At 70.9% G+C, this 24193-nt stretch carries 23 protein-coding genes; 13 read left to right on the plus strand and 10 right to left on the minus strand.

Translation table 11 applies throughout. The features are described 5' to 3' along the window. Positions 1-320: 320 nt before the first annotated feature. Positions 321-1013, minus strand: coding sequence for a metal-dependent transcriptional regulator (locus ACFW9Z_RS08575; RefSeq protein ID WP_019764618.1), 693 nt, complete (start codon positions 1011-1013; stop codon positions 321-323). Between the two features lie 221 nt (positions 1014-1234). Here ACFW9Z_RS08575 and ACFW9Z_RS08580 point away from each other — a divergent pair, with 221 nt between their 5' ends. Further along, entirely contained in the window at positions 1235-1990 is a 756-nt protein-coding gene (locus tag ACFW9Z_RS08580; RefSeq protein WP_384636345.1) for an SIS domain-containing protein, read from the plus strand. Positions 1991-2087: 97 nt separating this feature from the next. Here ACFW9Z_RS08580 and ACFW9Z_RS08585 read toward each other — a convergent pair whose 3' ends face one another. Together ACFW9Z_RS08585 and ACFW9Z_RS08590 are read right to left on the minus strand one after the other, a co-directional pair. After that, entirely contained in the window at positions 2088-3254 is a 1167-nt protein-coding gene (locus ACFW9Z_RS08585) for a sensor histidine kinase (protein ID WP_384636348.1), read from the minus strand. Continuing rightward, positions 3251-3943 carry a response regulator transcription factor gene (locus ACFW9Z_RS08590; protein ID WP_384636351.1) on the minus strand — a complete coding sequence of 231 codons (693 nt, stop codon included), beginning with the start codon at positions 3941-3943 and terminating at the stop codon, positions 3251-3253. Before ACFW9Z_RS08590 ends, ACFW9Z_RS08585 begins: the two co-directional genes overlap by 4 nt. A 136-nt stretch (positions 3944-4079) precedes the next feature. Here ACFW9Z_RS08590 and ACFW9Z_RS08595 point away from each other — a divergent pair, with 136 nt between their 5' ends. The 5 genes from ACFW9Z_RS08595 (at position 4080) to ACFW9Z_RS08615 (ending at position 9366) form a co-directional block, all read left to right on the plus strand. Further along, positions 4080-4580 (plus strand): hypothetical protein, encoded by a 501-nt coding sequence (locus ACFW9Z_RS08595; RefSeq protein ID WP_384636353.1) that lies wholly within the window; start codon positions 4080-4082, stop codon positions 4578-4580. Next, complete coding sequence (locus tag ACFW9Z_RS08600; RefSeq protein ID WP_384636356.1) at positions 4577-5638, plus strand: efflux RND transporter periplasmic adaptor subunit; 1062 nt, start codon at positions 4577-4579, stop codon at positions 5636-5638. The genes ACFW9Z_RS08595 and ACFW9Z_RS08600 overlap by 4 nt, the downstream gene beginning before the upstream one ends. Continuing rightward, a complete protein-coding gene (locus ACFW9Z_RS08605) occupies positions 5635-6435 on the plus strand; it encodes an ABC transporter ATP-binding protein (protein ID WP_384636359.1) in 801 nt (266 codons plus the stop codon). Before ACFW9Z_RS08600 ends, ACFW9Z_RS08605 begins: the two co-directional genes overlap by 4 nt. Further along, a complete protein-coding gene (locus tag ACFW9Z_RS08610) occupies positions 6432-7631 on the plus strand; it encodes an ABC transporter permease (protein ID WP_384636361.1) in 1200 nt (399 codons plus the stop codon). The genes ACFW9Z_RS08605 and ACFW9Z_RS08610 overlap by 4 nt, the downstream gene beginning before the upstream one ends. Positions 7632-8088: 457 nt before the next feature. Continuing rightward, on the plus strand, positions 8089-9366 hold the full coding sequence (locus ACFW9Z_RS08615; protein ID WP_384636364.1) for a hypothetical protein: 1278 nt from the start codon (positions 8089-8091) through the stop codon (positions 9364-9366). A 152-nt stretch (positions 9367-9518) separates the two neighbouring features. Here ACFW9Z_RS08615 and ACFW9Z_RS08620 read toward each other — a convergent pair whose 3' ends face one another. Beyond that, positions 9519-10919 carry a PAS domain-containing protein gene (locus ACFW9Z_RS08620; protein ID WP_384636367.1) on the minus strand — a complete coding sequence of 467 codons (1401 nt, stop codon included), beginning with the start codon at positions 10917-10919 and terminating at the stop codon, positions 9519-9521. An 867-nt stretch (positions 10920-11786) separates the two neighbouring features. Between ACFW9Z_RS08620 and ACFW9Z_RS08625 the strand changes: the two genes are divergently transcribed. Continuing rightward, on the plus strand, positions 11787-12758 hold the full coding sequence (locus tag ACFW9Z_RS08625; protein ID WP_384636370.1) for a hypothetical protein: 972 nt from the start codon (positions 11787-11789) through the stop codon (positions 12756-12758). Positions 12759-13376: 618 nt separating this feature from the next. Beyond that, positions 13377-14669: a PQQ-binding-like beta-propeller repeat protein gene (locus tag ACFW9Z_RS08630; protein WP_384636373.1), complete on the plus strand. Its 1293-nt coding sequence runs from the start codon at positions 13377-13379 to the stop codon at positions 14667-14669. A 431-nt stretch (positions 14670-15100) separates the two neighbouring features. Here the strand turns inward: ACFW9Z_RS08630 and pdxH are convergent, their stop codons facing one another. Further along, positions 15101-15736, minus strand: a complete 636-nt coding sequence (pdxH, locus tag ACFW9Z_RS08635) for a pyridoxamine 5'-phosphate oxidase (RefSeq protein WP_384636376.1) — start codon at positions 15734-15736, stop codon at positions 15101-15103. Between the two features lie 383 nt (positions 15737-16119). On the opposite strand from pdxH, the gene ACFW9Z_RS08640 reads away from it, so the two are divergent. Together ACFW9Z_RS08640 and ACFW9Z_RS08645 are read left to right on the plus strand one after the other, a co-directional pair. Next, positions 16120-17229 (plus strand): citrate synthase 2, encoded by a 1110-nt coding sequence (locus ACFW9Z_RS08640; protein WP_384636379.1) that lies wholly within the window; start codon positions 16120-16122, stop codon positions 17227-17229. Between the two features lie 78 nt (positions 17230-17307). After that, complete coding sequence (locus tag ACFW9Z_RS08645) at positions 17308-17865, plus strand: VOC family protein (RefSeq protein ID WP_384636382.1); 558 nt, start codon at positions 17308-17310, stop codon at positions 17863-17865. Positions 17866-17984: 119 nt separating this feature from the next. Here the strand turns inward: ACFW9Z_RS08645 and ACFW9Z_RS08650 are convergent, their stop codons facing one another. Then, the gene (locus tag ACFW9Z_RS08650) at positions 17985-18572 is read right to left on the minus strand and encodes a class IV adenylate cyclase (RefSeq protein WP_384636384.1); all 588 of its coding nucleotides are present in this window, start codon (positions 18570-18572) and stop codon (positions 17985-17987) included. 208 nt (positions 18573-18780) lie between these two features. Next, positions 18781-19206 (minus strand): RNA polymerase sigma factor, encoded by a 426-nt coding sequence (locus ACFW9Z_RS08655; protein ID WP_384636387.1) that lies wholly within the window; start codon positions 19204-19206, stop codon positions 18781-18783. On the opposite strand from ACFW9Z_RS08655, the gene ACFW9Z_RS08660 reads away from it, so the two are divergent. Further along, positions 19172-20311 (plus strand): amidase domain-containing protein, encoded by a 1140-nt coding sequence (locus ACFW9Z_RS08660; RefSeq protein WP_384636390.1) that lies wholly within the window; start codon positions 19172-19174, stop codon positions 20309-20311. The genes ACFW9Z_RS08655 and ACFW9Z_RS08660 overlap by 35 nt on opposite strands. An 8-nt stretch (positions 20312-20319) precedes the next feature. Further along, positions 20320-20712 carry a hypothetical protein gene (locus ACFW9Z_RS08665; RefSeq protein ID WP_384636393.1) on the plus strand — a complete coding sequence of 131 codons (393 nt, stop codon included), beginning with the start codon at positions 20320-20322 and terminating at the stop codon, positions 20710-20712. 333 nt (positions 20713-21045) lie between these two features. Here ACFW9Z_RS08665 and ACFW9Z_RS08670 read toward each other — a convergent pair whose 3' ends face one another. From ACFW9Z_RS08670 to ACFW9Z_RS08680, 3 genes are all read right to left on the minus strand, one after another. Then, a complete protein-coding gene (locus ACFW9Z_RS08670) occupies positions 21046-22149 on the minus strand; it encodes a methyltransferase domain-containing protein (RefSeq protein WP_384636396.1) in 1104 nt (367 codons plus the stop codon). A gap of 121 nt (positions 22150-22270) precedes the next feature. Continuing rightward, a complete protein-coding gene (locus ACFW9Z_RS08675) occupies positions 22271-22492 on the minus strand; it encodes a hypothetical protein (RefSeq protein ID WP_384636398.1) in 222 nt (73 codons plus the stop codon). A 288-nt stretch (positions 22493-22780) separates the two neighbouring features. Next, positions 22781-22927 (minus strand): hypothetical protein, encoded by a 147-nt coding sequence (locus tag ACFW9Z_RS08680; RefSeq protein ID WP_384636842.1) that lies wholly within the window; start codon positions 22925-22927, stop codon positions 22781-22783. Between the two features lie 136 nt (positions 22928-23063). Here ACFW9Z_RS08680 and ACFW9Z_RS08685 point away from each other — a divergent pair, with 136 nt between their 5' ends. Then, on the plus strand, positions 23064-24182 hold the full coding sequence (locus ACFW9Z_RS08685) for a helix-turn-helix domain-containing protein (RefSeq protein WP_384636400.1): 1119 nt from the start codon (positions 23064-23066) through the stop codon (positions 24180-24182). Positions 24183-24193: the final 11 nt, after the last annotated feature.

The raw sequence follows: 24193 nt of genomic DNA on the forward strand, positions 1-24193 counted from the left end.
CCTCCCCGACCGTGCCGACCGCAACCGGTCCGGCACCCTCAGGTCATATGCCTGGCCTCAGCCTGGCACGCGATCCGCCCGGCCGCTGCGATTCCGCCGGGAAACCCCCCGTCCGAGCCCCACCCCAGCCCGCCCGGGACCCACTCCAGCCGCGCGGCGCCTGTCCCAGCCCGTCCGACGCCCACCCCAGCCCGTCCGACGCCCACCCCAGCCCGTCCGGCGTTTGAGGACGGAACCCTCGCCGGGGTGAGCGGCGCCCGGACAGGACCCCCGGCCCCGGGGTGCCACCCCAGAAACCCGACGCCAAAGGCGTCAGCGCGTCAGCGCTTGGCCACGAACACGTGCGAAGCAACCTCCGCGTCCAGCTCCGCCGCCTCCCCGCTGGAACCGACCAGCACCCCGCCGGGCGACTCCGTCACGCTGACGACCGACCCGGGCTGGACCCCGGCCCGCCGCAGCGTGTACATCAGCTGGGCGTCCGTCTGGATCGGCTCCCCGATCCGCCGCACGACCACCGTCTTGCCCTCCGCGCCCGGGTCCAGCTCGGCCAGGCTCACCATCGAGGCGTCCAGGAACGGATCGGCCTCCGCCTTCTCGCCCAGCTCCTCCAGGCCCGGGATGGGATTCCCGTACGGAGACTCCGTCGGGTGGCGCAGCAGCTCCAGCACCCGCCGCTCCACGGCCTCGCTCATCACGTGCTCCCAGCGGCAGGCCTCGGCGTGGACCTGCTCCCACTCCAGGCCGATCACGTCGACCAGCAGGCACTCGGCCAGCCGGTGCTTGCGCATCACGCGCGTCGCGAGGCGGCGGCCCTCCTCGGTCAGCTCCAGATGGCGGTCGCCCGCGACCTGGACCAGGCCGTCGCGCTCCATGCGGGCCACCGTCTGGCTGACCGTCGGACCGCTCTGGTCCAGCCGTTCCGCGATCCGGGCGCGCATGGGCACCACGCCTTCCTCTTCAAGTTCGAGGATGGTGCGGAGATACATCTCCGTGGTGTCGATCAGTCCGGACATACGTGCCCCTCGATGCTGTGACAGAAAACGTCGTGCGATGGCCCTGCACCAATTCTGACGCATAGCACCGACAACCGTGCCGCGTCGGTCCAAGACCGGGCGCCGGAGGCCGCCGGGCGCTATTGACAGGCCACTGGTCCAGACCGCAACGTGATCGGCGGCACAGCCATTCCCACCCCGCCGAAACCCCCTCGCAATCCCGTCGAAAGGGCTCTCCTCCCATGAGCGACAGCAAGCTGGCCGGTCAGTTCTTCGATGCGGCGATCGGTCTGCTCCAGCGCGTGCGGGACGAGGAGGCGGGCTCCATCACGGCCGCCGGAACCGCCATCGCCGACACCGTCGAGGCGGGCGGCCGACTCTTCGCGTACGGCGCCGGGCACTCCTCCCTCGCCGCCCAGGACGTCGTCTACCGGGCGGGCGGGCTGGCCCTGATGAACCTGCTCACCGTGCCCGGCACCACGGGCGTGGACGTCATGCCCGCCACCCTCGGCTCCGCCCTGGAGCGGGTGGACGGCCTGGCCTCGGCGGTCCTGGACACCAGCCCGGCGACCTCCGGCGACGTCCTCGTCATCATCTCGCTCTCCGGCCGCAACGCGCTCCCGGTCGAGATGGCCCAGAACGCCCGTGCCCTCGGGCTGACGGTCATCGGCGTGACCTCGGTGGCGTACGCGGAGCACACCCGCTCCCGGCACGTCTCGGGCGGCTTCCTCCGCGACCACTGCGACATCGTGCTGGACAGCAAGATCGCGATCGGCGACGCGGAGCTGACGGCCCCCGGCATCGAGGCCCCCTTCGCCCCCGCCTCCACGGTGGTGACCAGCGCGATCATGCAGGCGATGCTGGCCGCCGCCGCCGAGCAGCTGGTGGCGCGGGGCATCGAGCCGCCGCTCCTGCGCTCGGCGAACGTCGACGGCGGCCACGACTGGAACGGCCGGGTCATGACGGAGTACCGGGAGCGGATCTTCTACCGCCACTGATCCCCGTACCGCCGCTGTCCCCCGCGCACCGCCACCGATCCCCGTACCCGCCGCTGATCCCCCCGTACCCGCCACTGAGCCCGGCCCCCTTACGCGCTTACGCGCGGGTCGGCAGCGCCACCCGCGCCGTCAGCCCCCCGCCCGGGTTGGCCGTCGCGCCGACGTCCCCGCCGTGCGCCCGGGCGACCGACGCCACGATGGAGAGCCCCAGCCCCGCGCCCTCGCCCGGCGCGTGGCGGCGGGCCTGCGCCCGGCGGAACGGCTCGAACAGCAGCGGTACGGTCTCCGGCGCCACCACGGGCCCGGTGTTGGCGACCTCCAGGCCGCCCGGTCCGACCCGGACCCGTACCGTCCCGCCGGGGTGGTTGTGGCGTACCGCGTTGGCGACCAGGTTGTGCACGAGGTGGTCCAGGAGGACCGGGTCGCCCTCCACGCTGACCGGCCGGGCCGCCACGTCGACGGTCACGGACCGCTCCGCCGCCTCCGCCGCCAGCGCCTCGGTGACCGTGGCGGTGGTCGCGTCCAGGTCGACCCGTTCGCGCCGCCGCAGCCCCTCGTCGGAGACCGCGAGCAGCAGCAGCCCCTCGATGAGCTGTTCGCTGTTGTCGGCGGTGTCGATGAGCTTGTCCCGGATCCAGGCGACCTTCTCCGGCGGCGGGTCGTCGGCGAGCCCGATCTCGGCGGCGGCCCGCTGGACGGCGAGCGGGGTGCGCAGCTCATGGGCGGCGTTGGCGGCGAACCGCTGCCGGGCGGCGACCAGCTGCTCGATCCGGTCGAGCATCCCGTCGAAGGTGTCGGCCAGCTCCTTGAGCTCGCCGGGCGGGGCCTTGAGCGCGATCCGTTCGTGCAGGTTGGAGCCGGAGAGCCGACGGGCCCGGGCGGTGATGACCCCCACCGGGCGCAGCACCCGGCCCGCCATCCACCAGGCGAGGGCGACGGAGAGCGCCGAGTAGACGGCGAGGGAGAGCGCGGAGACGGTGAGGAGCTGGCTGAGTACGGCGTCCCCGGCGGCGGTGCTGACCTTGCGCGCGACCGCGTACTGGCCGGGCTGGACGACCGTGGTCTGCGCCGCCTCGGAGGCGGGCAGCGCGGAGGCGGAGTAGGCCTCCAGCCGGTAGGTGGGGACCGCGGGGGCCACCGCGGTCATGACGCTGCGGTAGAGACGGTCGCTGACCAGCAGGTAGACGAGCCCCATGAGCAGGACCCCGGCCACCACCAGCAGGCCGCCGTAGAGCGCGGTGAGCCGCGCGCGCTCGCTGTTCACGGGGTGCCGCTCCCGGTACCCGCCACGGGGCCGTCCCCGATGCGGTACCCGGCCCCCGGCACGGTCTCGATCACGGGCGGCGCCCCCAGTTTCGTACGGAGCTTGGAGAGCGTGACCCGGACCGCGTTGGTGCGGTAGCTGGTGTCCTCCTCCCACACCTCCTCGATCAGGTCGTCGCCGCTGACGACGGCGCCTTCGGCCCGCAGGAGGGTTTCCAGCACGGCGAACTCCTTACGGGAGAGGGACAGGTAGCGGCCGTCGCGGCAGACCTGACGGCGGGCGGTGTCGAGCGTGAGCCCGGCCCGCTCCAGGACCGGGGGGAGCGCGGGGCGGGAGCGGCGGCCGAGCGCGAGGACCCGGGCGAGGAGTTCGTCGTACGCGAACGGCTTGGTCAGGTAGTCGTCGGCGCCGAGCCCGAGCCCGGCCACCCGGTCCCGTACGGTCCCCGAGGCGGTGAGCATCAGGATCCGGGTCAGCAGGCGGGCGCCGACGACCCGTCGGCACACCTCGTCGCCGTGGAGCCCGGGCAGGTCGCGGTCGAGGATCATCACGTCGTACGCGCCGAACCGGAGCTTCTCGAGCGCGGTCGGCCCGTCCGGGGCGATGTCCACCGCGACGGCGTCACGGCGCAGCCCCTCGGCGATCATCCCCGCCAGAAATTCCTCGTCCTCCACCACCAGCACGCGCATGGGCTCTGTGTACCCGAAAGCGGTGTTTCGCCGGTGTAAGCATCGGCGCTGAGGGAAACGAAACCGCCTCCTCGCGCAGGCTCGGGCCGTCCGTTCGTCCGTTCGTCCGTCCGACCGACCTGCCGAGGAGCCCTCCATGACCTTCCTTCCCGCGCGGCGCCGCACCGCCGCCGCAGCCTGTCTGCTCGCCGCGACCGTCGTCCTCACCGCCACGGCCTGTTCGGGCGACGACGGGTCGGCCTCCGGCAGCAAGAAGTCCGACACGAAGAAGACGGAGGAGGACCAGGCCCTGGAGCACCGCACGTGCCTGCGCGAGCAGGGTCTGAAGATCCCGGAGCCGAAGGCGGGCCAGGACGGCATGGGCGTGACCATCGACGGCGGGTCCAAGAGCCGGAAGGAGATGGAGAAGGCGTTCAAGGCCTGCGAGGACAAGGCGGTCGGCGGCGGGCCCAAGGAGCTGACCCAGGCGGAGAAGGACAAGATGGTGGCCTTCGCCCGGTGCATGCGCGAGAACGGGTTCGACATGCCCGATCCGAAGTTCGACGGCGGGGCGATGGAGGCGATGCCCGCGCTGAAGGGCTCGGACATGAAGAAGTTCGAGAAGGCGAACAAGGCGTGCGAGAGCGTGGGCCGATGAGGCGCGGACGGGCGGTGGCGGCCGTCGCCGCGGTGCTCGCCGTGACGGCCGGAACCATCGCGGTCACCCAGCTCGGCGGGGGCGGTACGGAGTCGGCCGGTGCGAAGAACAGCGCCCTGCCCCCGGCCACCGCCCCCGTCGAGCGCGGCGACCTGCACGACAGCGCCCAGGCCGACGGGACCCTCGGCTACGACAAACAGCGCAAGGTCAACGCGGGCGCGTCCGGCACCCTGACCTGGACCCCGCGCCCCGGCTCCACGGTGAAGCGGAACGAGCGGCTGTACGAGATCGACGGCCGGGCCGTCCGCCTGATGTACGGGTCCGGCCCCATGTACCGGACCCTGAAGCCGGGCGACAAGGGCCGGGACGTCGAGCAGCTGGAACGCAACCTCGCCGCCCTCGGCTACACCGGCTTCACCCCGGACACCGAGTACACCGAGCTGACCGCGGCGGCCGTCAAGCGCTGGCAGAAGGCGCAGGGCGGCAAGCAGACGGGCAAGGTGGGCCCGCAGGACATCGCGTTCGCCCCCGGGAAGGTCCGGATCAAGAGCGTGGAGACGGCCGTCGGCGACCTGGCCCAGCCGGGCGCCCCGGTCCTCACGACGACCGGCTCCGAGCGGATCGTGACGTTCCAACTGGACGTCAGTGAAAGCCAGTTGGCCAAGGCGGGCACAGAGGTCACCGTCGAGCTGCCGGACGGCACCAGCGCACCCGGCACGGTCTCCTCGGTCGGGCGGACGGCGAAGCCGGGCAACGACCCGCAGGAGGACAGCCCCAAGGTCACCCTGACCGTCTCCTTCGACCGGCCGGACAAGGTCGGCGGGTTCGACCAGTCACCGGTGACGGTGAACCTCACCGGCGAGACCCGCAAGGACGTCCTGACCGTCCCCGTGAACGCGCTCCTGGCCCTGCCCGGCGGCGGCTTCGGCGTCCAGGTCGTCCGGGGCGGCGCGGTCCGCGAGGTGAAGGTGGAGCTCGGCATGTTCGCGGACGGCCGGGTCGAGGTGTCCGGCGGCGGTCTGCGCGAGGGCATGAAGGTCGGGGTGCCGAAGATATGAGCGGCACCGCATCGACGGATACGGTCACCGGCCTCCCCGGCACCGGCACCGGCACCGGCACCGGCACGGACAGCGTCGAGGACACGCGTACGGTCGTCGCCCTCCGGGGCGTCACCAAGGAGTACGCGGGCGGGGTCACCGCCCTGCGCGGGGTGGACCTCACCGTGGCGGAGGGCGAGCTCCTCGCCATCGTCGGCCCGTCCGGCTCCGGCAAGTCCACGCTGCTGCACATCGTCGGCACCCTGGACCACCCCACCGCCGGGACCGTCCACATCGCGGGCCACGACGTGGCGGCCCTCTCCGACCGCCGCCTCTCCGCCCTGCGCGCCCAGCACGTGGGCTTCGTCTTCCAGGCGTTCCACCTGGTCCCCGGCGTCAGCGCCCGCGACAACGTGGCGGAGGGCCTGCTCTACTCCGGCCTCCCCCGCTCCGTACGCCGCCGCAGGGCCGCCGAGGCGCTGGACCGGGTCGGCCTCGCGGACCGCCTGGACCACAAGCCGCACCAGCTCTCGGGCGGCCAGAAGCAGCGGGTCGCCATCGCCCGGGCGGTAGTGGGCGAACCCGCTCTGCTGCTGGCCGACGAGCCGACGGGGGCGCTTGATACGGCGTCGGGGGCGGCGGTGATGGAGCTGCTGCGGGACCTGAACCGGGAGGGGGCGACGATCGCGGTGATCACGCATGACACGGAGATCGCGGCGGGGCTGCCGCGCGAGGTGCGGATCAGAGACGGCGAGGTGGTGGCGGACGTACGGAATCCGCCCGTGGTCCCGTCCGTGGCGGCGGGAGCAGAACAGTGAGCCGGAACCGGCTGCGGGCGGCCCGCCTCGGCCCCCGGGACGTCCTCCACGTCGGCTCGTCCGGCCTGCGCAGCCGCCCCATGCGGGTCGTGCTCTCCGCCCTGGGCATCGCCATCGGCATCGCGACCATGATCTCCGTGGTGGGCATCTCCGCCTCCAGCCAGGCCCAACTCCTCCGCGAGCTCGACAAGTTGGGCACCAACCTGCTCGTGGCCTCCCCCGGCGACTCCATGTTCGCCGGGCAGGAGGTGCGGCTGCCGGAGGACGCGGTCGGGATGGTGGGCCGGATCAAGGGGGTCCAGGAGGTGGGGGCCACCGCCGACCTGGACGCGACCGTACGCCGCAACGAGAAGACCGACGAGGGCGATACGGGCGGGATCGCGGTCAGGGCGACGACGGCCGACCTCCTCCGTGTCCTGCGCGGCGAGGTCAGCAGCGGAAGCTGGCTCAACGCGGCGACCGGCCGCTACCCCTCGGTCGTGCTCGGCCACGTGTCGGCCGAACGGCTGGGGATCACCGAACCCGGGCAGCAAGTGTGGCTGGGCGGGCGCTACTTCACCGTCACCGGCATCCTCGCCCCGCTCCCCCTCGCCCCGGAGATCGAACGCTCCGCCCTGGTCGGCTGGGAGGGTGCGAAGCGCCTGCTGGGCTTCGAGGGCCACCCGACCTCGGTGTACGAGCGGTCGGACGATGCGGCGGTGCAGGACGTACGGAAGGTGATGGCGGCGACGGTCGACCCGCAGAACCCGCAGAACGTGAAGGTCACCGACCCGTCCTCGGCCCTCCGCGCGAAGGCGGCGACCGAGGGGGCGTTCAGCAGTCTGCTGCTGGGCCTGGGCGGCATCGCGCTGCTGGTCGGGGGCGTAGGAGTCGCCAACACCATGATCATCTCCGTGCTTGAGCGCCGGTACGAGATCGGCCTGCGCCGCTCGCTGGGCGCGACCCGGGGCCAGATCCGCATCCAGTTCGTCACGGAGTCCCTGATGCTGTCCGGCCTCGGCGGCCTGGCGGGGGTGGCGCTGGGCGCGGCGGCGACGGGGGTGTACGCGCACTCCGGCGGGCTGCCATGGGTCGTCCCGCTCTGGGCGGTCGGCGGCGGCTTCGGCGCCACGCTGGTCATCGGCACCATCGCGGGCCTCTACCCGGCGGTGCGGGCGTCCCGCCTCTCCCCGACCCTGGCGCTGCACGCGGCGTGAGGGCAGGGGCGGGGGCGGGGCCCGGCAGGAGGCGCGGGGCCCGGCAGGAGGCGCGGGGCCCGGTGGGGGCGCGGGGCCCGGTGGGGGCGCGGGGCCCGGTGGGGGCGCGGGGCCCGGTGGGGGCGCGGGCCCGGCAGGAGGTGCGCACCGCCGGGTGGGGGTGCAAGGCCTGAAGGAAGAAGGGCTGAACCCGGCAGTCCACCGGGGAGTCCACCTCGTACAGCGGGCCCCGCCCCCTCCCTCGGATTGCCGGAAGCCGGAAGGCAGCGGCCCCCCAGCGCTGCCCGCTCCCCCTCTGGTTCGTCGGGCCCGGCCCGACGAACAATGGGCGTGCCGGACGGGCTGCCGTCGCCGACGCGCGCTCCGGACGCACCGCTGTCGCCGACACGAGCAGGACGGGGCCACCGTCCCGCCGACACGGCGCCGACGAGACAACAGGGGGAACCGGGTGGGACACGTGCCGCTTTTCCGGTGGGTGCTGGCCATCGGGCTGGCTCTGATCACATGGTCGGGGTTCGTGGCCATGACCGCGCCGGAGCCCCTCGAACTGGAGCAGGTCGAGCTGACCGTCCTTGAGGAGAAACCCGACGGGGCGTGCGAGGTCGCCTGGGCCAACCCCTTCGAGTTCGACGACGAGCGCACGGGGTCGTACCGGTGCGACCCTCGGCGCAGTTCGTCGCTGAAGGCCCCGGAGCCCGGCTCGGACGACGACTACGGCTGGGACACCGGGTGGGTGCTCGCCGAAGGCCCGGACAAGGGCGAGCTGTCCTCACTGGAGGAGAGCTACCGGGCCCACGACGAGCAGATCGACCTCTCCGACACGCTGATCATGTTCGGGCTGCTCGTGACGTTCATCGCCGTCGTCGGCGGGAACATCCGCTCGCTGTCCCGCATGAGCGGGGTGCGGCCGGGCGTCCTCCGCCGGGCGCGGCGGCTGCAGGAGGCCGCCGCGCTGGTGGCCCACGACCACCGCCGGGCCGAGGAGGCGGTACGGACGGCATGGGCCCCGCTGCACCGGGAGCTGGTGGACGGGGAGTTGGGCCGGATCCCGGTCACCCGGCTGAAGGGAGTGGCCGAGAAGCGGCTGCGGGCCGAGGAGCTGGAGCAGGGCGGCGTCCGGACCGTACGGGACGTCCTCGACGCCGGGACCTGGGCCCTCGCCCACTTCTTCGGTATGGAACGGGAAGCGGCCGAGCGGACGGTGGCCGCCGCACGCAGGACGGCCGACGAGGTGGGCCGGGACATGACCACGCGGATGGGCGCGGACGGCCCCGAACCGCGCACCACGGCACTGCTCGCCGCACTCCGGGTGCTGGTGGACGCGGGGCCGCAGGCGCGGAACGCCGGCCGGGCGGGCGAGGAGCTGGCCGCACGGCTGGAGAAGCTGCTCATCGCCGCCGACCCGGCGAGCGGGGTACGGGAGATGCTGCGGACGGGGCCGTACGAGCGCGAGGGCGTTCTGACCGCAGTGGCCCAGCTCCGCCTGGTACTCGCCGAGGCCGAACGGGAGGGGTGGGCCGAGCAGTTCGCCCAGGCCTCGGTCGACCTGCTGCGCGGGCCGGACGCCGACGCGGACGAGCTGGCCACCTGGGCGGAGTTCGAGGCCCGGCCGACGGCGTACTACGGCACGCTCGCGGAGGTCACCGGGGCCGACGACGCGTCTGCGGCGGACCGGCCGGGAGGACGCTCAGCGGGCAGAGGCCGGAAGAGGGCGGCAGCGAAGGGCCAGGGCTGAGGGGCAGGACTGAAGAGGCAGGGCTGAGAGGCCAGAGCCGAGCGGCCAGGGCTAAGAGGCCAGAGCTGAGAGGCCAAAGCTGAAGGGCCAGGGCTAAGAGGCCAGAGCCGAGAGGGCAAGGCTGAAGGGCCAGAGCCGAGAAGCCAGCCCCCCTACTCCCCCGCCCCCACCGCCCGAGCCAGGTCGACGGCCCCCGCGACCCGGGCCGCCACCGTCTCCGCGTACGCCGTGTCCGGGCGTTCGAAGGCGGCCCGGTTCGCCGCGCGCAGGAACGTCAGCACGCCCAGCGTCCGCCCCCGGCTCCGCAGCACCGTGCACAGGGCGTGGGCCGCGTCACCGGGCCAGCGGCGCTCCGCCGCCCAGGCTGCCGCCGCGCCTCCGGCGTCCCCGGCCCCCGCACTCGTACGGACCGAGCCGGTGCGCTCGACGGCCTGGAGGGCCGGGTGCCCGGGACCGTACCGGACCGGGATGGAGCCGCCCGCGACCAGCAGACACGGACCGGGCACGTCCGAGGGGGTCGCGGCCGTACGGACCAGGCGCGCACCCGCCGCCAGGTCACCCCCCACCAGGCCGCCCGCCCGCAGATCGCCCGCCGTCAGATCGAGGAGTACGTGGTCGGCGAACCCGGCCAGCGCGAAGTCGAGCAGGGAGGTCGCCGCCGCCATCGGGTCCTCGCACTCGGAGGCCGTACGGGCAGCCCGGTGCAGCTGGCTCGTCCGGAACCGCAGGCGGTCCGCCTCCTGCTGCGCGAGCTTCGCCGCCGTCACATCCCGGAACAGCCAGCCGACCCCGAGCGGAACCGGCTCCTCCGCCAGCGGCGAGGCCAGCCGCAGGAACCCGCTGCGCCAGCACCGCCGCCGCTCGCCCTCCGCCGTACGCAGCGTCACCCACAGCTCGGCCGGGGCGCCCGGCGCGCCTTCGGCGAGCACATGGTGCAGGGCCGCCTCCAGTTCCTCCACGCCGTGGACCACCACCTCGCCGAGCGGGCGGCCGAGAAGGGTGGTGCGGGCCCCGCCGAGCGCCCGGGAGGCGTACGCGTTGACCACGGTCGGCCGGAGGTCGACATCGACGAGCACGACGCCCCAGGACGCGTCCTCCAACAGCGCCTCGCTCAGCGCGATGGCCCGCTCCAGGTCGATCTGGGCGTGCACCTCGCTGAACGCGCAGTAGACCCCGGCCGGCTTCCCCTCCGCGCCGCGCACCCCGGCGGACTGGGTCCGCACCAGCACCCGGCTGCCGTCCTTGCGCAGCAGCGCGAACTCGTGCACCTGCCGCCCCGGCGCGTCCATGGCCGACATCAGCCGCGCCTGCACCTCGTCCGCGTCGGCCCGGCGCACCGCCCACCCGGCGAACCCCGTACGCCCCACGGCCTCCTGCGCGGACCAGCCGAGGATGCGCTCGGCCTCGCGGTTCCAGTGGGTGACGGTGCCGGCCGCGTCGAACGCGCAGAGCGCCGCGTCCATGCCGTCGAGCAGGGCGGCCAGCAGCTCGGACCCGGGAAACGGATCGGGGCCGAGGGCATCGGTCGTCCCCCTGCTCGTGGAAACACTCATCCCGAACCCCCCGCAGGACGTGTCCGCCATGGCCGCACGTCCGACCATTGAACTCGAATGTGACGCACCGCACAGCGATTTCTCGAAAACCCGTCCCACTCCGCTACATGATCCAGCCAACCGGGACCTCTCGTTTGAACGAGCGAACGGTATCGACTTCAACAACATTCCGTCACCGGAGCCGGAGGGTCCGCTCCCGGAGTCGGCGGGCAGCCCGGTTCGGGAGCGGATGAGGAGGCCGACGTTCCGCCACACCGGACACGCCTGCCGCCACGGGGCGTTGACGCAGGCCAGGACCGCCCGCACCCGGCAGGACGCGTCCGGACACCTCCCGAGCGATGTCCGAAAACACCCCCACCCGACGCCCGGCAGCTTCAGACCAGAAGCTCAACTGTCCCTGCACAAGGCTCAACTGACCCCATGACGAGAAACGCATCCACGCGTTCGCCGCCGGGTGGCACGGTCGGCGCGGTCGCCATGGCCAGCCGCACGGAGTTCGTCGGACATTCCATTCCGGCCCGAAGCGGGGCCGCGGATCCCGCCGGATTCGACGCGAAAACCCCCCGCATCCTCCCCATCGCTCTCCCTCACGATTTCCACCACTCGCACACCCCATCTCCCCACACCACCGAAAGCGAAAGACGAGAGATTCCGCCATTCCCAGCCCCCTTCCGAGGGAGTGCATCTGCAAACCACAGAATTCTGACGCCCTCTCAACTCCTCAAATCCGCCGCTTCCCCCGGATGATTCAATGCTCACGACTAATCGGGGGTTCCGACTGCTTCAGCCATGGGGGATGAAGCACGACCAGCGGCGTTCCCGAACAATTCGACAAGGGGGAAACCGCACATGATGCGGACCACTCGTATGACCAGCGGCATCGTCGCGACCACCGTCGCCGGTGCCCTGCTGATGACCATCGCGCCCACCGCCACGGCGGGCGGGCTGCCGTCACAGGCCGAGCGGACGGCACGGATCATCGAGGGCGCCACCGGCACCCAGGACCTGGCCACGGCAGTCCCGCAGAACGGCGCGCTCACCGCCTCGGTGACCGACGAGAGCGGTGTGACCACCACCGCCCGGGCCCCGAAGAGCTCGTCGGGCAAGGTCGAGATCACCACGCCGGACGGCGGCGTCGTGGGCCTGAGCCTGCCTCAGAGCCGTAACGTCGAGGGCTCCCTGGCGGGCGCGGGGACCACGGTGTACGCCGATGCCGCCGCTTCCACGGACATCGCCGTCCAGCTCACCGCCGACGGCGGCGCACGCGCCCTGACCTCTCTCAAGGACGCGAGCGCTCCGGCTCAGCAGCGTTACGAACTGAGCCTTCCCGCCGGAACTCAGGCGGTCGCCAACGAGACCGGTGGATTCGACCTCGTACGCCGGAGTGACAGCGACAGCGACAGCCCCGACGTCGCCATCGGCACCATCGACGCTCCGTGGGCGAAGGACGCAAACGGAAAGGACGTCCCCACCAGCTACAAGCTGAACGGATCGACCCTCGTCCAGAGCGTCGAGATCAACAAGGACACCGCGTTTCCCGTGGTGGCCGACCCCAAGGTCAGCACCGGCCTGTTCCTCTACGTGAAGTTCAGCAAGGCCGAAGTGAAGAAGTACGAATCCAAGGTGAAGTACGCGGCGGGCGGTTCGGCTCTCTGCGGTCTTCTCGCCATCCCGCTGGCTTCGGTGGCCTGCTTCGCGATTTCCGGTAGCTCTCTCACGCATCTCTCGGGCGTCTGGAGCTCGGCGGCCAAGTACAAGAAGTGCGTGGAAATGAAGTTCACCCTCCCCGGTATCACCCCGATCCCGACCTACATCAGCGCGAAGAACTACAAGTGCTGAAAGAGCGGCATGTGCCGGGAGAGGGAACGGCGCGGACACGTCGCCGATCTGGCTGACGTGACTGACACGGCCGGTACGGCCGGTACGGCCAGCCCGGCTGACGTGACTGACACTGCCGGTACGGCCAGCCCGGCTGACATGGCTGACACGGCCAGTACGGCCAACCCCGGCTGACGTGGCCGGCCCGTCCGGCCTCCCTCCTCGACGCTCTCCCTCCTCCCCGCCCTCCCTCCGGTCCCTCAGCGGCCGGGGGGAGGGCGTCGAGGTAGCTGCTGGAGACCCCCGGGAGGCGAATTCCCCGTACCGGCAGCCCCCTCGTAGCCTGTGGCAATACCGGGCCACCGCTTCCCGGGTGCTCTCCCACAGCCAGGTTCACAAGGAGCTGGAACTCGCATGTCGCAACCGCCCATGCCGCCCGTCCCACCTGCGGCCCCGGGGCCTCCGCCCCAGGGCCCTCCGGGATTCGGCCCCGCCCCGTACATGGGCGGGGGACCCAGCACTCAGCCTCCGTACGGTCCGGTACCGCCGTACTTCCCCCAGCCCCCGGCCCCTCCGGGGCGGCCGGGCGGCGGCAGGAAGCGCCGGACAGCGGTCATCGCGGGGTGCGTCACCGCGGCCGTGGCCGTCCTGGTCGCCGGCACCTTCGCGTTCCTCCACTTCAACGGCGGGGAACAGCCGACCAAGGCCGACGGCAAGGGGAGCGCACCGACGAAGGCGGCGTCTCCGAAGGCCCTTCCCACGCAGGGCCGCGAACTGCTCTCGGTGGCGGCACCGGAAGATGACCCCGAAGGTGACGGGCACAAGGCGGACGGCTCATGGCTGACGTCGCGCTCCTATGCCTCGGGCGGTCCCTTCTCCGTCCTCGGCTATGACCTGGACAGCGGGAAGCAGACCTGGAAAGTGCCGCTGGACGGCAATGTGTGCGGCACGTCCCGGGATGTGACCCGCAAGGGTTACGTGGCGGTGTCGTTCGCCGGGTCCAAGAAGGCCCGCAGCAAGTGCACCGAGTTCGCGGTGATCGACATCAACGAGGGACGCAAGCTCTGGCAGAAGTCCCTTCCTGACGCCGCGCTCTGGCTGGACCTCAGCGTCGCTGTCACCGAGGACTTCGCCGCGGTCGGATGGCCGGACGGCACATCGTGGGGCTTTGCCATCGGCACCGGCGAAACGGTGTGGGACTCGCCTCCGCAGGGATGCGGATACGAGGAGCTGCACGGCGGCAGCACAGTGACCAGTACGGCCTACTGCGGCGACCGGATGACGGTGACGCAGCGTGATCCGGGTACGGGCAAACCGTCCCGGACCATCAAGCTGCCCGCGGGGCTGCTTTCCGCCTATGTGGCCTCGACAGACCCGCTGGTGGTCGCCGCCCAGGTGGGCGATGGGAGCGGCCTGGAGGCGAACAGGCTGTTCACGTTCGACCCGGACGGCTCGATCAAGGCGACGATCAAGATCGACGGCTACGTTTCCAGCTGCCGGGCCACGGGGTGCCACACGGTCGCGGCGTCGAAGGACACCATCTACCTCCCCAGCGAGAAGGAGCACCTCACCAACGGCAACCACATCGCGGCCTTCGACACCGATACCGGTCGGCGCAAGTGGACCGTCGACAGCGCCGACTCCGCGGTGCTGCTGCCCCTGCGCGCCGATGAGGACGGGGTCGTCGCCTACAACAACGCCGGTACGGGAGGGACCGGCAGCGGTGTACTGCACTTCGCCGCCGCAGACGGAAAACAGACCGTGCTCCTGAAGCAGCCCGAAACCTTCGAAGTCCAGGACACGACGGCACAGATGGTCGATCCCAGCTTGAAGGAGATGATCCTCTTCGAGGACGGACGCCTGTTCTTCCACCGCGCCTCCAGCTTCTACACCAGGGACGTCCCGATGACGTACGCCTTCACCGTCCACTGACCTCCGGGGCCCGTACCCCCGGCAGGAAGCCGCCGATTAAATCGGTTGAGGCCCCCGCGCGGGGTTCCTAGGCTGTTCAGCACACAGGAAAGGAGGTGTTCCGGAAGTGATTTCTTTTCGGACTCGTGAGGTGACTGCGGGCTGACGTCCGCCGTCGCACTCTGCGCAGTGCACCTGGCCGGACGCCGGCCAATTCCCAGCAGTCACCGACCCGCAGGCTCGCCGGTAAGTCCGGCCGGCTCCTCTGTGCACGGAGGACCCAGAGCCTGCGGGTTTCTGCGTTTCACCAGGCAGACGGGCAAACAGGCAGGCGGGCGCAGGGGCAACAGGCAGGCGGGCGCACGGACACACAGGCATCACGGGCACACGGGCACACGGGCACACGGGCACACAGAGGCCCAGAGACACAGGCCCGCAGCCGCGCCCCAGTCCTACGGGCAGAGCCGCTCCACCCGCCACTTGCCGGACTCCGCGCCCTCCCTCACGTACCGAAGCCGGTCATGCAGCCGGTTGCTGTGCCCCTGCCAGAACTCGATGGTCTCCGGGACCACCCGGAAGCCGCCCCACTCCGGCGGGACGGGGACCTTCTCGCCCTCCGGGTAGCGCGCGGCGAGGTCCTCGTACCGGCGGACCAGCTCCTCGCGGGAGGAGACCACCGCGGACTGGTCGCTGGCCCAGGCGCCGAGCTGGGAGCCGTGCGGACGCGTACGGAAGTAGCCGACGGTCTCCTCGCGGGAGACCCGGGACGCGCTGCCGGTGACGATCACCTGGCGGGCCATGGGGTGCCAGGGGAAGAGCAGCGAGACGTACGGGTTGGCGGCCAGCTCGCGGCCCTTGCGGGAGCCGTAGTTCGTGAAGAAGACGAAGCCCCGCTCGTCGTACTGCTTCAGCAGCACCGTGCGCGAGGAGGGGCGGCCGTCCGGGGTGGCGGTCGAGACGATCATCGCGTTGGGCTCGTGGAGCACGCCGCCCACGGCGACCTGGCGGAACCAGCGGGCGAACTGGTCCATCGGGTCGGGGCTGAGGTCGAGCTCGGTGAAGTCCTCGGAGCGGTACTGCTCGCGCATGGCCGCCGGATCGATGGTGGAATCGGTACGGGAGGACCCGACGGAAGGAGCCTGGTGGGCCGCATGATCCGGTGCGGGCACAGTGTGATCCGGAGTGGGCACGGAGTGATCTGATGTGGGCACGGGCCCATCCTGCCGCAGCGGCCGAGTGTGCCCGGCGGGGAGGACCCGTAACCACACACCGCCGGAATGGAGTCCTGTGCCGGATGTCACGCTTCCCCGCTCCGTGGGAACCCGCCAATATCGTGAGGCAGGCCTCTGTGGCCTTCGCACGGCCGCGGCCATTCGTACACGTGCACACCTGTCTTCGTACGCACACGGCCGCCGCCGCACGCCGCACGCCGCACACCGCCCGTCGCCCGCCGAACTGAGGGAGCCGCCTGATGTCCGACTTCGTACCCGGTCTTGAGGGAGTCGTCGCGTTCGAAACGGAGATCGCCGAACCGGACAAGGAAGGCGGTTCGCTCCGTTACCGCGGGGTCGACATCGAGGATCTCGTCGGCCACGTCTCGTTCGGGAACGTGTGGGGCCTGCTGGTGGACGGGGCGTTCAACCCCGGGCTGCCGCCGGCCGAGCCGTTCCCGATCCCCGTCCACTCCGGTGACATCCGGGTCGACGTGCAGTCCGCGCTGGCGATGCTCGCGCCGGTCTGGGGCCTGAAGCCGCTGCTGGACATCGACGAGGAGACCGCCCGGGACGACCTGGCGCGGGCGGCGGTGATGGCCCTGTCGTACGTGGCCCAGTCGGCCCGCGGCCAGGGCCTGCCGATGGTGCCCCAGAGCGAGATCGACAAGGCGCATTCGGTCGTGGAACGGTTCATGATCCGCTGGCGCGGCGAGCCGGACCCCAAGCACGTCAAGGCGGTGGACGCGTACTGGACGTCGGCGGCGGAGCACGGGATGAACGCCTCCACGTTCACGGCCCGGGTCATCGCCTCGACCGGCGCCGATGTGGCGGCCGCGCTGTCCGGCGCGGTGGGCGCGATGTCGGGCCCGCTGCACGGCGGCGCCCCGTCCCGGGTCCTCGGCATGATCGAGGAGATCGAACGTACGGGCGACGCGACCGCGTATGTGAAGGGCGCCCTGGACCGGGGCGAGCGGCTGATGGGCTTCGGCCACCGCGTCTACCGCGCCGAGGACCCCCGCGCCCGCGTCCTGCGCCGCACGGCCCGCGAGCTGGCGGCGCCGCGCTTCGAGGTGGCGGAGGCGCTGGAGAAGGCGGCCCTGGAGGAGCTGCACGCGCGGCGCCCGGACCGCGTCCTGGCGACGAACGTGGAGTTCTGGGCGGCGATCGTGCTGGACTTCGCGGAGGTCCCGGCGCACATGTTCACGTCGATGTTCACGTGCGCCCGTACGGCGGGCTGGTCGGCGCACATCCTGGAGCAGAAGCGCACGGGCCGCCTGGTCCGCCCGTCGGCGACGTACGTGGGCCCGGGAACGCGGAACCCGCGCGAGATCGAGGGATACGCGGACATCGTTGGCATCGTGGGGTGAGTACGGCCGGGGGGGGCCGGTGAATGTGCCGGTACGGGGTACTCGTACCGGCACATTCACCGGCCCGAGGAGCCCACCGTGACCACCACCCCGCCACCGCCTCGACCGCCCCTGACCCTGACCTGCACGGTGCTCGACGCCCCGGACGCGGCGGAGCTGGCGGACTTCTACCGCCGCCTCCTGGGGTGGGAAACGACGCAGGAGGAGCTGGGCTGGGTGCAGCTCGTCCCGCCCGGCGGCGGCTCCGGCCTGGCCTTCCAGACGGAGGAGGCGTACGTGCCCCCGGTCTGGCCCGCCCCCGCCGCAGCCCCCGGCGACCAGCTGATGATGCTGCACCTGGACTTCGAGGTGACGGACCTGGAGGCAGGGGTGGCCCACGCGGTGGCGGAGGGCGCGACCCCGGCGGAGTTCCAGCCGCAGCACGACGTACGAGTGCTCCTCGACCCGGCGGGCCACCCGTTCTGCCTGGTCGTGAGCGGCAAAGTGCCGGGCGGGACACCGGCGATCAGCCCGGAGTGGGTGGCGGAGCAGACCCGCGACATCAAGGCACAGGACCGGGTGACGGCGGCGGACGCGGTGGATCCGGAGCGACGGAAGACGGCGGACACGACGGAACCTGACGCAGCGTCACAGTAACCCCACCAGATGCTCCGACGAGGGCCACCACCGCAACGCGCACACCTACGCATACCGCCTATTGCCTACGCCACGTCCAAGCGCCTCCTCCCGGCCCCGTATCGCAGCTCCCTCCACGGTCAACGGTTCCGGGACGTCAGAGCAGCGCTCTCCCGCTTCTCGGTGTCGGAGAACAGAAGGGTGGGTTCGGCGAGGATGTCGCGACCGGCCTCGCTCCTGTAGATCTCGTCGACGCTGCCGAACCGGGCCTCGGAGTAGTCGAGTTCCAGCAGCGCGGCGGCCTGCCGCACCGACGCCTCGTCGGGCCCTTCGATCTCCAGGAAGGTGGGCAGGTCCGGCCAGGTGTCGAAGTCGAAAGCGACCTCGCCCAGACGCCACTCCTCGCGGTAGTTCTCCTGGTACCGGACCTCGGTGAGGCCGACCCTGCGCAGGATGTCGGCCATGGCGTGCAGGTCGGTGACCTCGGTCTCGATCTCCTTCGTCCCGTCGATCGTCGTGGCGTCGGTGACCTGCTTGAGCGTGAGGGTCGAGCGGGTGCCCTCGTCTCGCAGCCGGAGCCAGGCCCCGCCGTCCAAGGAGTCGTTCTCGAAGATCTTGCGGGTGAGGAGCGTGCGGGGGAACACCTGGACGGCACCGAGGGCAGTCAGCTTGTCCTGGAGGCCGACGGTGTCGACGGCCAGGAACTTCGCCTCGTACTCGTGCTTCATGGCTCTTCTCTCAGAAGTGGTCGGCGAGGGTGGAGACGGACGAGCCGCTATGAGCGGGCAGGCCCATACGGTAGGCGTGATCGTGCAACTGGCCGATGTGCGGGCGCTCGGTGAACTCGGCCTGCTCATCGGGCGGAAGGTCGGGGTTCCGCGGCTGAACGCCATACCGCTCACGAATAGATCGGCGAGTTCACTCTCCCATTCATGATCATGCGGTGACGTCGCCATCCGCGTGCTTCTCGCCCGCAGCGAGCCTTCGGTCAAGGCGTTTCCGTGCACGCGCCAGGCGCATGGACGCAGCTTTCTCGGTGATCCCGAGGATGTCCGCGATCTCTGCGGTACGGAACCCGGCGATCATCAGGTTCACCCCTTGGCCATCGTTGACGTCGAGTTGGGCGATCGCCTCGGCCAGGACCACCGGCACGACCGCCTCGTACGTGGGGTCGGCTCCGGGAAGGGTTCGGAGCATCCCCTGCCGGAGTGCGTCTGATTCTCGGGCGCCCTTCCGCTGCGCGTTGGAGATGTGCCCTAAAGCGATCTTGTAGGTCAGGGTGCGCAACTGACGTAACCCCACGTCGTCGGTGGGGACGGGCACCTGTTTGCGCCAGACGGTCAGCATCGTCTCGCTGGTCAAGTCCTCGGCCGAACCTCAGAAAGACCTGCGCGGCGTCACACTGGCAGAGGCCGACCTCGCCGACGCCGTCGAGCACATCAACCGCAGGATCTACGTCGAGAAGCAGCGTACGTCCGTCGCCGGCCTTCAGCAATCCGTGAGCAAAGAGGCGTCACGGCTCGCCGCCGAACCTCTCGCGCTCCACTCCCTCGCCGCCGAGGCGAGCAGGATCGAGGATGTCGCCGAGGGGTTCCACGCCGACGGCAGGATCGAGGTCACCGACGTCGACGCATCGGTCGACAGCGTGGTGACCGACGGTGGCAGTGGCGTCCGGTTCGTCACGTTGCACATCGCAAGGACGCTGGGCGATGGCCAAGTGTGGGAGGAGCTGCAGCCGTTCGCGGTGATCGACGCACCGCTCGGCAAGTTGCAGCCGGGCCAGTTCTTCGCCGTCGACGGCGAAGCCGTTCAGTACGACCAGGTTCCCGCCGAGCTGCTCGACTTCGACAGCGTACCGAAGTTCGATCCGACCGAGTTCACCGACCCCGACCTGAAGACACCGCTCGTCCCCGCGACCGGTCCGGCGGTCGAACCGTCCTCGACCGAGCCGTTGGGCAAGGACGAGATCCCGGGCGGGACAGAGACCAAGGCACTGAGCGCGGCCAACCGGACCAAGGTGAAGAACTACGCCTTGAAGTACGCCATGAGCCCCAACCCCGCGTACCACAAGTGGTCGCAGGACTGCACCAACTTCGTGTCGCAGTCGCTCAAGGCGGGGGGCTGGAGCCACGATCTGGGCTGGTACCGCAGCGACGGCAACTGGTGGTACACCGGGAACATCGGAATCCGCGCTTCGTGGACGTGGGCCGGTGCTCCCAACTTCTTCCGGTTCGCGCGGATCGAGTCCAAGCGGGCTACCGGATGGTCGAACGTCTACCAGTTGCGCGTCGGTGACATCCTTCAGTATGCGAACAGCACCAACTACAACAACATGGTGCACTCGATGGTGACCACCGGGCACAGCGGCAACGTTCCGCTGCTCTCCTACGACACGTCGAACAACAAGAACAAGCCGTTCACCGCGATCAACACCAAGGGCAGGACATGGTGGGCAAACAAGGTGTGAGCAGGACCATGGGCCGTCTGCCGGCATGGCTCGCCCTCGTGGCATCGGTGAGCCTGCTGGCAACGGCCTGCGGCAAGACCGGCTGTGGAAGCGGCGCGGAGTCCGGCGAGGAGGCGGTACGTCAGTTCCTGAGTGCGGCGACGGCCGACAACAAGTCCGACGAGGATGTCTGCCGCTACCTCCAGGAAGGCGAGAGCGTCGATGAGGCGGTGAAATGGGCCGTCGAGCTCGACACTTCCGGAGGTATCGACGCGCTCGACGTCCGCGAGGTTCGCGGCGACCAGATGGGGGCCGAGCACCGGTTCGTCCTCGACCCTTCATCGGCACCCATCGCCGACCTTGCTGTCCTTGAGCTCGATGGACGGTTCGTCGTGTCGGTGACGGGCAGCACGAAGAAGTAGGCACGCGCAGGGACATGGGCGTCGCCCCCGGGGCGGAGAGCACGCAGCTCTCGGCGGCACAGCTGGAATCCTCGGGGTCGATGCCGTGCGTGAGCGCGGACTCGTGGGCTCGTGGGCTCGTGGGCTCGTGGGCTCGTGGGCTCGTGGACGAGCACTACGCGGCGCGCACGCCGGGCCCGGATCGGCCGGAAGCTCGCTGAGGACACGAGGCTAGGGGGCGTGTCGACTCCTCAGTCGGGCTGCCTCGGTCACAGCCACGACCGGCCTCCTGCCTGCCGAGCCAGCGCACGAACAGGGGCCTGGCCATGGACACGGCCAGACCCCATGATCCGCCTATGCCCTGGCGGGCCGGATGACCGTCGATGGGTTGCGGAGCCAGACGTGCTGTCCTCGGGCGGTCACGGTGAGCCCGAACTGTTCGGCGTCGGGCCGTCCTGCCGATGCGTACTCCCACCAGGCCTGTTCGATCTCCTCCCACAGGAGGCCGGGCCCGTACTGCCACACCTCCTCCCCGGTGGCGGCCGTCGCACCGGCCCCGTCCTCCCGGGTCGCCCAGACCTGGACACCTCCCGGGATGTCCTGGTGGATGAGGCGTACGCCGGGCAGCCGGGCCCCGGCGTACAGGGCGAACCCGAGATCAAGGAGCCGGGCGGGGTCCAGGCCCGCGGCCCGGGCCCGTCCCTTGCCGCGGACCTCGTGGAGGTCGGGGGTGCGGTGGGAGCGCATCGGCATGTACGTGGCCCCGCCGCAGAACGGACCCACCGCCGTACCATCGCCCTGGACGTGCAGCTGGACCAGGGCTCCGGACCAGAACTCCCGGGCCAGCGGAGCGACGATCACCCCGCCGGCCCGCACTTGCCGGAGCAGCGCGTACGGGACATACCGCAGGGCACAGGTGGCGATCAGCCGGTCCACCGGCCCCAGGCCGGGCCAGGGCTGCTCACCGTCCCCGACCCGCAGACGCGGCCGGTACCCGGCCCGGGCCAGGGCGTCGGCCGCCTGCCGGGCGACGACCGGGTCCAGCTCGACACTGTGGACCAGGGCGTCCCCCAGCCGCTCGCAGAGTAGCGCGGCGACGTACCCCGTACCGGTCCCGACCTCCAGCACCCGCTGCCCGTCCTCCACATCCAGCAGCCCGAGCATCCGGGCCACCATGGACGGCATGGAGTTCGACGACGTCGCCACACCCGGCCCACCCGGTGCCCCGTCGTCAAGCTGTGTGACGACCGGCTCGTCGCTGTTCACCAGGGTCAGCCATGCGTCGGTCCCCACGACCGGCACACACCGGTCAGCCAACTGCCGCCAGACCTCCGTCGGCACGAACCGGCTACGCGGGACAGCCTCGAACACCCGCCGCCACCGGACATCCAGCAACCCCCGATCGGCAAGGCCCCGCACCAGGTCCGGGTAGGTGGGGACGTGCTGCGCGGTACTCACGGCTGCGGGGTGTACTTGGGGCGGCTGCCGCCCGGAGACGGCTTCGGCTCCTGAGGCGGCGTCCACGGCTTGTCCGACGGAGAACCACCATGCTTACCGTCATCGGCAAGAGAGGTGTCGCTCATCGTTCATCTCCTTTGCTTAATGGGGTTGTTCGGATGCCGGGGTGGTGCAGTCGGTAGATCCCGTACGGCGGGAAGAGGTCGACCCGGCGCGGACAGCCGCCCTCGGCGCACTCCCTGCACAACAGATCCCGACCGCCGCCGGTATGCCGTACGGCGACCACCGGGGCACGCCAACACGCCTCGCAGGTACGGACGTCCGTCGGCGACAGCACGATCACCGGCGCTCCTGCGCGGAGGAGGATCCCGTATACACACGAGCCGCCGGGCACGAATCCTTGTGGAGCACGACCGTCGTTCCCGCACCGGATGCCCCGTGGACGAGGATCTCCTCCGCCTGCCCGGGCAGGATGGGCTTGTCACAGCGGTCGCAGTTCACCGGCGGGCCTTCCGCCAGGCGCGGCCGAGCTTGGCGGCCGTCGGGCAGGAGACTCCGGTGCGGCAAGCGGGGCAGTGCTGAGTGTGGCCGAGCCACACTCGGTACGCGGTGTCACCCGCAACAGCGGTCTTCACGAGGCAGCCTCAGCGCAGGTAGGGCATTCACAGGCAGGAAACTCATGGGAATACTCCGGCCGCTCCAGCGGGATCACCTCGGCTTCCGGTCGGATCACCCGGACATGGCCCTCGCGGTCCACCTCGTAGACCTTGATCGTCATCGTCACACCAAAAGCCCTTCCACTACCCTCAGTCGCAAGGTCGTCACTGTGACTACGACGGTAGGGAGCAGGGGCTGCCGCTTGAACTGACCGTGAGTACGGGTGTCCGGCTGCGGTCGACAGGCAAGGGGATGCCATGGGCACCGAATCACGCACTGCCCTGACCGATGGTCGGGGAATGTCACAGAGAACCCGCAGCGGCACCGTATCCGGGTACGTATTCCGCTTGATCCGCGAGCAGTTGGGCCACACTCAGGAGACCCTCGCAGAGCGGTTTCGAGTAGCGTCCGACACCGTCGCAGGCTGGGAATCGGGACGCCGTCCCCTGACCGCTGTGCCGGTCGGGCAGATGCTCGTACTCCGCCATCAGCTCTTACAGCTGGGCAGTGCACCGGCCCTGCTCCTGGCTCTGGAAAGGGCCATGGAAGCCGACGTACTGCTGACCGGTGCCCTCGACGAGGAGGTGCCCGTCGAGGCCAGCCCGATCGGCGCGTGGGTCATGCAGCGTGAGCTGGTCGAGGTACTGTCCTGGCCGCTCAACGGCGTGACTCCGACCCCGTTGCGCGCGCTGCCCGACCCTCCGCGACCGCGCCGGGGTCCCGTACCACGAGGGCCACAGCTCCCTGCAGCCGATCGCAGACGCTTCTTCTCCCGCATGCGCCGAGCTGCAGAGCAGGCACGTGGCAGGGACTGCTTCCTGCTGCGGCGCCAAGCCCTCTACCTGGCCGGGTACGACGATGCGTCGGACACTTCCGAGTGGCTGGCCCAGCAGCAGCGGACGGAGTGCCCGGACGACTGGCTGACAGGCTGGCTCAACGCCCGTTCGGTCGCGACCGTCGCCGCCAGGCAGGGTGACCGGGACCGGATGGGGCACTTCATCACCTCGACGCTCGTAGATGACGATGCGGGTGAGGCAGCGAACCTCAACTACTGGGCTTACTGGATCGGTGAGGCTCCGCACATCCAGCTGTCCGACGATTTCATCGCCGCCGCGAGCCCGGGCCCGTGGCCGGGTGACAAGCTGATGCGCCACCTGGTGCGCGGCATGGCCCCGGAGCATGGCTTCTTTGACCTGAACGTTCACACCCTGTGGGCCCTGCTCGCCGCCCGCCCGAACCTGCTGCGTCCCGGAACCGTGGTGGGGAACGAACTACGCGCATCCCTCCCCGTGATGTTGGATAGTCGAGAGCTGTCGGTGCGGGCACGCCGAGAGCTGGAGGGCATCCGGTACGCAATCCGCCTTGCTGAGGCGTGAGAGGAGAAGGC

The organism is Streptomyces sp. NPDC059452 (genome assembly GCF_042750035.1).
Lineage (GTDB): Bacteria > Actinomycetota > Actinomycetes > Streptomycetales > Streptomycetaceae > Streptomyces.

Bases quoted from the DNA above. Each gene is read 5' to 3' on its own strand.
- ACFW9Z_RS08685 (WP_384636400.1), top strand. From the start codon at position 23,064: ATGGGCACCGAATCACGCACTGCCCTGACCGATGGTCGGGGAATGTCA.
- ACFW9Z_RS08595 (WP_384636353.1), top strand. From the start codon at position 4,080: ATGACCTTCCTTCCCGCGCGGCGCCGCACCGCCGCCGCAGCCTGTCTG.
- ACFW9Z_RS08640 (WP_384636379.1), top strand. From the start codon at position 16,120: ATGTCCGACTTCGTACCCGGTCTTGAGGGAGTCGTCGCGTTCGAAACG.
- ACFW9Z_RS08620 (WP_384636367.1), bottom strand. From the start codon at position 10,919: ATGAGTGTTTCCACGAGCAGGGGGACGACCGATGCCCTCGGCCCCGAT.
- ACFW9Z_RS08600 (WP_384636356.1), top strand. From the start codon at position 4,577: ATGAGGCGCGGACGGGCGGTGGCGGCCGTCGCCGCGGTGCTCGCCGTG.
- ACFW9Z_RS08680 (WP_384636842.1), bottom strand. From the start codon at position 22,927: ATGACGATCAAGGTCTACGAGGTGGACCGCGAGGGCCATGTCCGGGTG.
- ACFW9Z_RS08625 (WP_384636370.1), top strand. From the start codon at position 11,787: ATGACCAGCGGCATCGTCGCGACCACCGTCGCCGGTGCCCTGCTGATG.
- ACFW9Z_RS08650 (WP_384636384.1), bottom strand. From the start codon at position 18,572: ATGAAGCACGAGTACGAGGCGAAGTTCCTGGCCGTCGACACCGTCGGC.
- pdxH (WP_384636376.1), bottom strand. From the start codon at position 15,736: ATGCGCGAGCAGTACCGCTCCGAGGACTTCACCGAGCTCGACCTCAGC.
- ACFW9Z_RS08575 (WP_019764618.1), bottom strand. From the start codon at position 1,013: ATGTCCGGACTGATCGACACCACGGAGATGTATCTCCGCACCATCCTC.
- ACFW9Z_RS08590 (WP_384636351.1), bottom strand. From the start codon at position 3,943: ATGCGCGTGCTGGTGGTGGAGGACGAGGAATTTCTGGCGGGGATGATC.
- ACFW9Z_RS08665 (WP_384636393.1), top strand. From the start codon at position 20,320: ATGGGCCGTCTGCCGGCATGGCTCGCCCTCGTGGCATCGGTGAGCCTG.
- ACFW9Z_RS08580 (WP_384636345.1), top strand. From the start codon at position 1,235: ATGAGCGACAGCAAGCTGGCCGGTCAGTTCTTCGATGCGGCGATCGGT.
- ACFW9Z_RS08605 (WP_384636359.1), top strand. From the start codon at position 5,635: ATGAGCGGCACCGCATCGACGGATACGGTCACCGGCCTCCCCGGCACC.